General features: G+C 54.2%; 4 protein-coding genes. 1 reads left to right on the forward strand and 3 read right to left on the reverse strand.

Going from position 1 to position 7,649, the window contains the following annotated elements:
• Nucleotides 1–1,934: ATP-binding protein (locus ABD892_RS05640; protein WP_345194432.1), on the forward strand; the 1,934-nt coding region annotated here is incomplete at its 5' end.
• An 8-nt stretch (nucleotides 1,935–1,942) separates the two neighbouring features.
• Here ABD892_RS05640 and ABD892_RS05645 read toward each other — a convergent pair.
• The 3 genes from ABD892_RS05645 to ABD892_RS05655 form a co-directional block, all read right to left on the reverse strand.
• Nucleotides 1,943–5,308, reverse strand: a complete 3,366-nt coding sequence (locus ABD892_RS05645; RefSeq protein WP_345194433.1) for a PAS domain S-box protein — start codon at nucleotides 5,306–5,308, stop codon at nucleotides 1,943–1,945.
• A gap of 223 nt (nucleotides 5,309–5,531) precedes the next feature.
• Nucleotides 5,532–6,761: a serine hydrolase domain-containing protein gene (locus ABD892_RS05650; protein WP_345194434.1), complete on the reverse strand. Its 1,230-nt coding sequence runs from the start codon at nucleotides 6,759–6,761 to the stop codon at nucleotides 5,532–5,534.
• Between the two features lie 268 nt (nucleotides 6,762–7,029).
• Entirely contained in the window at nucleotides 7,030–7,572 is a 543-nt protein-coding gene (locus ABD892_RS05655; RefSeq protein ID WP_345194435.1) for a type 2 periplasmic-binding domain-containing protein, read from the reverse strand.
• Nucleotides 7,573–7,649 lie beyond the last annotated feature (77 nt).

The raw sequence follows: 7,649 nt of genomic DNA on the forward strand, positions 1-7,649 counted from the left end.
CGTTTTGTGCAAAAACTGTACTCTGTTGCCAAAAGTACGGCCAGCTTGCTCACATTCCCAAGGTTAAGCGGGATTTAAGGTTGATACTGCTGATCGCCATCATCGTGATCGCATTCATCCAGGAATACTGGATCACACGTCCATTGATGCAGCTTGTGGATGCGTCAAGACATTATGCCCGCGGCGCTTATGATACGCCCCTGCCTCACCCGGGGCCTGATGAGGTGGGTGACCTGATTGGCGCCTTCGACAAAATGCGGTTGAAACTGCGTGAACGGGAAATGCACCTCTATGAAAGAAATGAGCGGCTGAGAATTGTCACAGCCTTGCAGAAAGATTATATCCGCGGTTTTGATGACCACCACTTCCACGCGTGCTTCCTTGCCGATCTGATGCATCTCAGTGAAAGTGGTTGCGGTTACCTGGCCCAGGTGCAGGAGGATGGTGGGCATTCAGCCCTTCACTACGTTGCCGTGAAATGCCGGGGCGACGGCTATGAAACGATGAACCAGACCGGGCATGAGCTGTCTCCCATGGATACCGTGAACTGCCATGCCTCCCTGCGTCATGCCATGTCTTCCGGACGACAGTTCATCGACAGTGACTGCTGGGATGAACCCCAGCGCTTTGGGTTTCCTGCCGGTTTCCCTGCCGTGGAATCCGTCGCCGTTATCCCGTTGGTCGTGAAAAACCAGGTCATGGCAATTGTTTGCCTGGCCAACCGTGAACGGGGATTTCAGGAGCATGATATCGAAACCCTGCAGGCCGTCTTGCAGACGGGGCTGGGCATCTTTGAGGCCATCAATGAAAATCGGTTAAGGGAAATCGCCGAGACAAACCTGGCGGCCAGGGAGGCCTACCTGCGGGCGATTCTGGACAGTGTGGTGGCCGGCATCATTACCCTGGATGAACAGGGGTGTGTCATGACCAGCAACGGCGTGGCAGAGCAGCTGTTTGACTGCGCTGAGGGCGCGGTGATCGGACATGATTTCAGCCGGTTTCTCTATCGGGCGAGTTCGGATGATCGTCATGAAGACCGTGCGGTGATGGAGCTGCTGAACGCGATGCAGCAACGGCAACACCTGATCACCCATAAATATGATGGTGTTAAGCCCGATGGCGCCCGTTTCCCGATGGAGTTGACCGTCACACGATTGAATGAGGCCAAGGATAACGGATTCTGCGTGGTGATCAGGGATTTGACCCTGAGCCGTGAACTCGACCGCCTGAAAGGCGAGTTCATTGCCAATGTCAACCATGAGCTGAGAACCCCCCTGACAACGATCAAGAGTGCGCTGGGATTGCTCAGCAGTGGCGCCGTCATGACGTTGACCGAGTCGGCGCAGCATATTGTCCAGATGGCGAGTGACAGCCTGGACCGGTTGCTGGCCATGGTGGTGGACATGCTGGCCATAGAGCAGATTGAAAATGGTCAGATGCAATTCCATATGACCCGTGTTGACCTGGTGGAAGTCCTGGAAGAGGCCTGCAGTCTGAACCGTGTGCTGGCGGAAAAATGCGGTGTTGTGATCAGCAATGAGACAACGCAGGCAAGCTGTTATGTCCAGGCCGATCATAAGCAGCTGGTGCATGCGTTTACCAACGTGGTGTCGAATGCCTGTAAATTCTCACAATCCGGGCAGCGCGTGGAGGTGTCGATCACGGTTGAGGATGGGGTGGCCCATGTGGTGATCGTGGATCATGGCGTCGGGATGCCGGATACCGGGCAGGGAGAGATGCTGGACAAGTTCACCCAGAGTGACGGGTCTGCCATCCGCAGGTTTGGCGGAGTAGGGCTTGGGTTAACCATCACGAATGCCATCGTGAAAGAACATGACGGTGTAATGGCGTTCGACACAACGCCCCGGGGGGGGACGACAGTGACCATCAGCCTGCCCATGCGGGCCTGTGTCCTCCAGCAAGTGTCCGCCTGACGGGTTGCTCACGCCAGCGGCAGCCGGACATAGAAGGTTGTCCCTTCCCCTTCCGTTGACTCGAAATCAATGGTTCCGCCGTGTTCCATAATGATGGACTTACAGATACTCAACCCCAGGCCGGTGCCTTCATGCTTTCGGGTGTTCAGGTCATCGGCCTGGGCGAATTTGTCGAAAACGTGATCCTGGAATGACTTGGGGATCCCTGTGCCATGGTCCTCGACAGCAATCATCACCTGGCTATCAGAGGCCTGACGGGAGAGTCGAACGGTGACGCTGTCGCCGGCTTCCGACGCCTTGACCGCATTGGAGATCAGGTTGGTCAGTACCTGGTGAAGCTTGTCCGCATCGACCATGGTTTCCACGGGTTCGTCAGGCGTCTCCGCCTGCAGGGTGACCTGATACTGTTGAGCATAATACTGGTCATCCGTAATGGCGGTATTGACCAGCGCGCACAGGTCGGTTGTTGCCATGTCCAGGGACAGGGCGCCGCTTTCAATGCGTTCAAGGTTCAGCATATCGGTGACCATGCGTGACAGTCGCTTGCAATTGTTTTCAACAATCGCTAAGAGTTCCTTGAATTGCGGTGATTCCGGGGGGACGATGCCGGACTGCAGCATGGCGAGCGCACCATGCATCGCAGTGAGAGGGGTTTTGAGTTCATGGCTGGCAATGGAAATAATATTCTTGCGCATTTCCTCAATACGCTTTCTCTCTGTTCGATCGCGCACGATGCCGATAAAGAGGGATTCGTCCCCGACCTTGATTTCGCTGATACCCAGCCAGAGTGGGAACTCCTCGCCATTCTTCCGTAATCCGGGTACCTCACGGCCAATGCCTATGATTTTGGCATCGCCACTTCCCAGGTAATTGGCAAGGTATCCATCGTGCTCAGAGCGGTAAGGCTCGGGCATCAGCATTTTGACGTTCTGGTGCAGGACATCCTCAGGGGAATAACCAAAAATCGTCTGGGCGGCCTTGTTGAATGAAGCGATCTTGCCCTTGGCGTTGATCGTGATGATGCCATCCAGGGCGTTATCTAGAATACTGGTGACAAACAGACGTTCTTGTTCAGCACGTTCCTTGGCTTCGAGCAGTTTATCCTCGGCCAGCTTCTTCTCCGTACAATCCCGCACCATGCCGATGAAGAGCGTTTCCCCCCCAGACTCGATTTCGCTGATTCCCAGCCAGAGCGGGAACTCTTCCCCATTCTTTCGCAAACCGATCACATCACGGCCAATACCAATGACCTTGGCATCACCGGTTTGCAGGTAATTGGCAAGGTAACCGTCGTGCTGGGAGTGGTAAGGTTCGGGCATCAGCATTTTGACATTCTGATGCAGGACCTCTTCCGGGGTATAGCCAAAAATGGTTTGCGCGCCCTTGTTAAACGAAGCAATCATCCCCTTGGCATTAATCGTGATGATGCCATCCAGGGTGTTATCAAGAATACTGGTGACGAACAGGCGTTCTTGTTCAGCACGCTCCTTGGCTTCGAGCAGCTTGTCCTCCGCCTGCTTCTTCTCGGTACAATCCCGCACCATGCCGATGAAGAGCGTTTCCCCCCCAGACTCGATTTCGCTGATTCCAAGCCAGAGCGGGAACTCTTCCCCATTCTTTCGCAAACCGATCACATCACGGCCAATACCAATGACCTTGGCATCACCGGTTTGCAGGTAATTGGCAAGGTAACCGTCGTGCTGGGAGTGGTAAGGTTCGGGCATCAGCATTTTGACATTCTGGTGCAGGACATCTTCCGGGGTATAGCCAAAAATGGTTTGCGCGCCCTTGTTAAACGAAGCAATCATCCCCTTGGCATTAATCGTGATGATGCCATCCAGGGTGTTATCAAGAATACTGGTGACGAACAGGCGTTCTTGTTCAGCACGTTCCTTGGCTTCGAGCAGTTTGTCCTCAGCCTGTTTCTTTTCCGTACAATCCCGCACCATACCGATGAAGAGCGTTTCACCCCCAGACTCGATTTCGCTGATTCCCAGCCAGAGCGGGAACTCTTCCCCATTCTTTCGCAAACCGATCACATCACGGCCAATACCAATGACCTTGGCATCACCGGTTTTCAGGTAATTGGCAAGGTAACCGTCGTGCTGGGAGTGGTAAGGTTCCGGCATCAGCATTTTGACATTCTGGTGCCGGACTTCTTCCGGGGTATAGCCAAAAATGGTTTGTGCGCCCTTGTTAAACGAAGCAATCATCCCCTTGGCATTAATCGTGATGATGCCATCCAGGGTGTTATCAAGAATGCTGGTGACAAACCGCCGTTCATGCTCTGTGCGTTCCTTGGCTTCGATCAGTTGCTGTGTACGTTCTATGACCGTCTTTTCTACCAGTTGTTTACGGTTTATTGCCTGGCGAATCACCAGCGTCAACACGGCCATGGACAGAAACAGGGCACCGGCGCCGCCGCCGGCAACCATGTGGTGGCTCAGTGGTTTTTCCGTGGCCTCAATGACCAGTTGCCAGCGGCGGTCTGCGAGGGGGATGAGTCGGCTGACGCGAAGGTGTTTCTCTGCCAATGTGCCGGATGCCGTGTCGGGAAACGAAACCAGGTTGTGCGGCGTGTCGGTGTCTGAAATATCCACCAGGGTCACGTGTGAGGGTAAAGACAGGTGGTGGTCTCGCCAGAGTGAGGAAAACCACGTGTTCATGTTCAATACAATCAACATGGAACCCCTGAATGTTTCAGGGGAGCGGTTGTCGCCGCTAAATACGGGAGAGAATAGCAAGATGCCCCGGTGCTGGCTGTTTGCCTGAAGCAGGTTGATGGGGGACGAGGCTGACGTTTTTCCCGTATCCCTGGCGTTGTTGATGGCTGTCAGTCGGGCGATGTTGGATCCCAGGTCAAAGCCCATGGCGGCTTCATTGCCTTTGTGGGGCTCCAGATAATAGACCGGATAATAGACGTCACGTTTGCCTGCGGTCACAAGCTGGTTGTCCTGGTTGCGTTCAGTAAAGCGAAATGTGGGGAAACCGTTATCCCTGATTGCTTTCTCCATGGCATCCCGTTGTGCATGGGGTACCCGGGGGATCCACTCGACGGCCTGGATATCATTGTTTTCGCGCCAGACCGGCTGTGCAATATGAGTGAAGGTGTTACGTGCTATCGAATCATGAGAGGCAGCAAAAGCGGTAAGATGGGTTAGGGTATTCTCAATTTGTTTAAGGCCATTTTCAGCCGCAGCCATCAGTTGGAAGCTCTGGTTTTTGAAGTCCTGTTCCCACTGGTTTTCTTCTTCTTGCAATACAAATATATAGAGTCCTGCCGAGACCAGGATTTCCATCAGGAACAGACAGGCTAGTAACCAACGTGGATTGCTGGGGACTTTACCCGTCGCATAGGTTTCGCCTGTGTTCATCGATTGTCTCTACAGGAAGGTGCGTAGGGTTATATCGGCGGTGTGGCGGAGAGTTGAAACGGGAAAAGCGCAGGATGGCGCGTTGTGAGAATGTTCAGGCTGGCTGTAACTTACTGATATCCATTCAGAAAATAAGGCCTTTTGAAAAGGCCGATGCATTCTTCTAACCGGCTGATGAACAAGTCTTCCAGCCACTGCGAGCTCTCGCGGCGCAGAGGCCCGCTCAGCGTGTGCGGGCCATGACTGCAATCCCCTGCCACAAGGTGTTGAGGGTTTTCAGCATGAGATGACTGTCCTGATGCGGGTATGAACCGAGGCCCGCTATCAACAGCTCCTGCGCCTTATCGATCCAGACAAACTGACCGTGAATACCAAGCATGGCATAGCGGCTTTTATGTGGCTCAAAGATCCAGAACTGATTGTGGTACTGCCCATCGGCAAAGACCGGATCGCGGTTTTCGGCATGATAGGCGGCCTGCAGGCCGGTATCGGGGCGATAGCAGTCCTGAAAGAAGTGTGCCGGCAGCAGACGCTCGCCCAGCGCCGTTACCCCTTCATTCAACGCGAGCATGCCGACCCGTGCCAGATCTCGCAGGCACAGATTGATCTGCCCTTCGATGATGCCAAAGCCCTGTGAATCGGTATTGAACAGGGCTGTCTGCTCGGCGCCGATATGGCGATAGAGCTTGTCTTCCAGCAGTTGAGGAAAGGGGCATTCACAGGCCGCTTCCAGCACCATCGCCAGCACATTGGTCAGGCAGGAATTGTAGACAAAGGCGGTGCCGGGTGGGTGTTGGGGCTCATGCAGCTGCTCGATGGTCCAGCGGCGAATGCCGATGGCCGGATGCTCTGCGGTGGGCGGGTAGTAGCCGGCGGCGCGGGAGTATGACCAGTAATCGGCATTGTCGTCGGCGTAGTTTTCGCTGTAGCGCAGGCCGGCCTGCATATCCATGAGGTGCTGGACGCGAATATCGGCCCAGCTGCGATGTTGGGCCAGCTCTGGCAGAAAATCGATGACGCGTTTGCGGGTATCAAGCCTGTCTTCATCAATGGCCTTGGCAGCGACCATCGCGCACAGGGACTTGCTGCAGGAGTGGATCACATGGCGGTCTTCGGGGCGCAGGCCGTTGCGATACGATTCGTGTACTACGCTGCCGCGGTGCAGTACCAGCAGCCCGTCATTATAAAGGCGCCGGTTCAGCAGCTGTTCGCCACTGATGTTGCGTCCTTCGATGAGCGGGTCGCTAAAGCGGGTGCCGTTGATATCCCACGGGGTTTCGGCATAGTGTAATGGCGCGGTGACGGGGCCGTTGTCGATTTCCAATGTCGGAAAGAAGCGTGCCATCTGCGTTTGCGACAGGGCCAGATATTCTGACTTGTCCCAGTCATTGTGGCCGATATCGAGTTCCTTGTTGCAGGTAAAGTCCGGTGGCGGAGAAAACGCAGTGACCATGATTCGCTACAGTTCCTTATTCAACAGGGCAAGCTTACTGGCCTGTTCAAAATAAGTGAATAGTCGTTTGATTTAATTTACGGTTGTCGCGACAGGGATGCGGTAGTTGCCTTCGGGCAGACAGGCAATGGCCGATTAGCTTGCACAGTAGCGCCTGCTATTTTTTGCGCATGCAGTCAGTTATCACGATTTTTGCTTAAGGATTATTCAGGCGCGTAGCGTCGCCTGATCCACGTTTTGTCATATTTGGCCAAGGGGAGGATTTCATTTATTGATGATCAGCCTGCTGGTGGCGCCAGAGCATGGCCATTAAGGCGATGATGATCAGCACGGCCAGGATTACCCCTACTATCATCAGTGGGCTGGGATGGCGATGAGTGGCGTTTTCCATCCAGTGGAGGATGATGTTGTTGACTTCTTTGCGGGTAATGGTGGCTTGCCCCTTGGCAAGAATGGCGGCGAGTATAGGCTCATCCTTCCGGCTGGCGATACTGAGAGGCAGTGAAAGCTTTGTCAGCCCTACCACCTTGAGTTCCGGGAGGGACATTTTTCGGCTGTAGTAGGTTGATGACAACACATAGTCAATGAAATAGTCGATCTCGCCATCACCAAGCTTCAAAAGCCCGTCCTGGGGCGATTTTAAGGATGCAATATCAGCCTCCGGGTATTGGCGGCGGAGTATCTCTTCCGAGGCATAGCCAGACACCGTACCAACCCTGTCAGAGAGGATCTCCTCAATATTGCTGATTGAGCCTTTCTGCTGGTTGGCGATAATGCCGACGGTCAGTTCAAAATACGCAGGGGTAAACACCTTAAATCCCGCTTAACCTTGGGAATGTGAGCAAGCTGGCCGTACTTTTGGCAACAGAGTACAGTTTTTGCACAAAA

Origin of the sequence: Kistimonas scapharcae (assembly GCF_039540975.1) — a bacterium.
Taxonomy (GTDB): domain Bacteria; phylum Pseudomonadota; class Gammaproteobacteria; order Pseudomonadales; family Endozoicomonadaceae; genus Kistimonas; species Kistimonas scapharcae.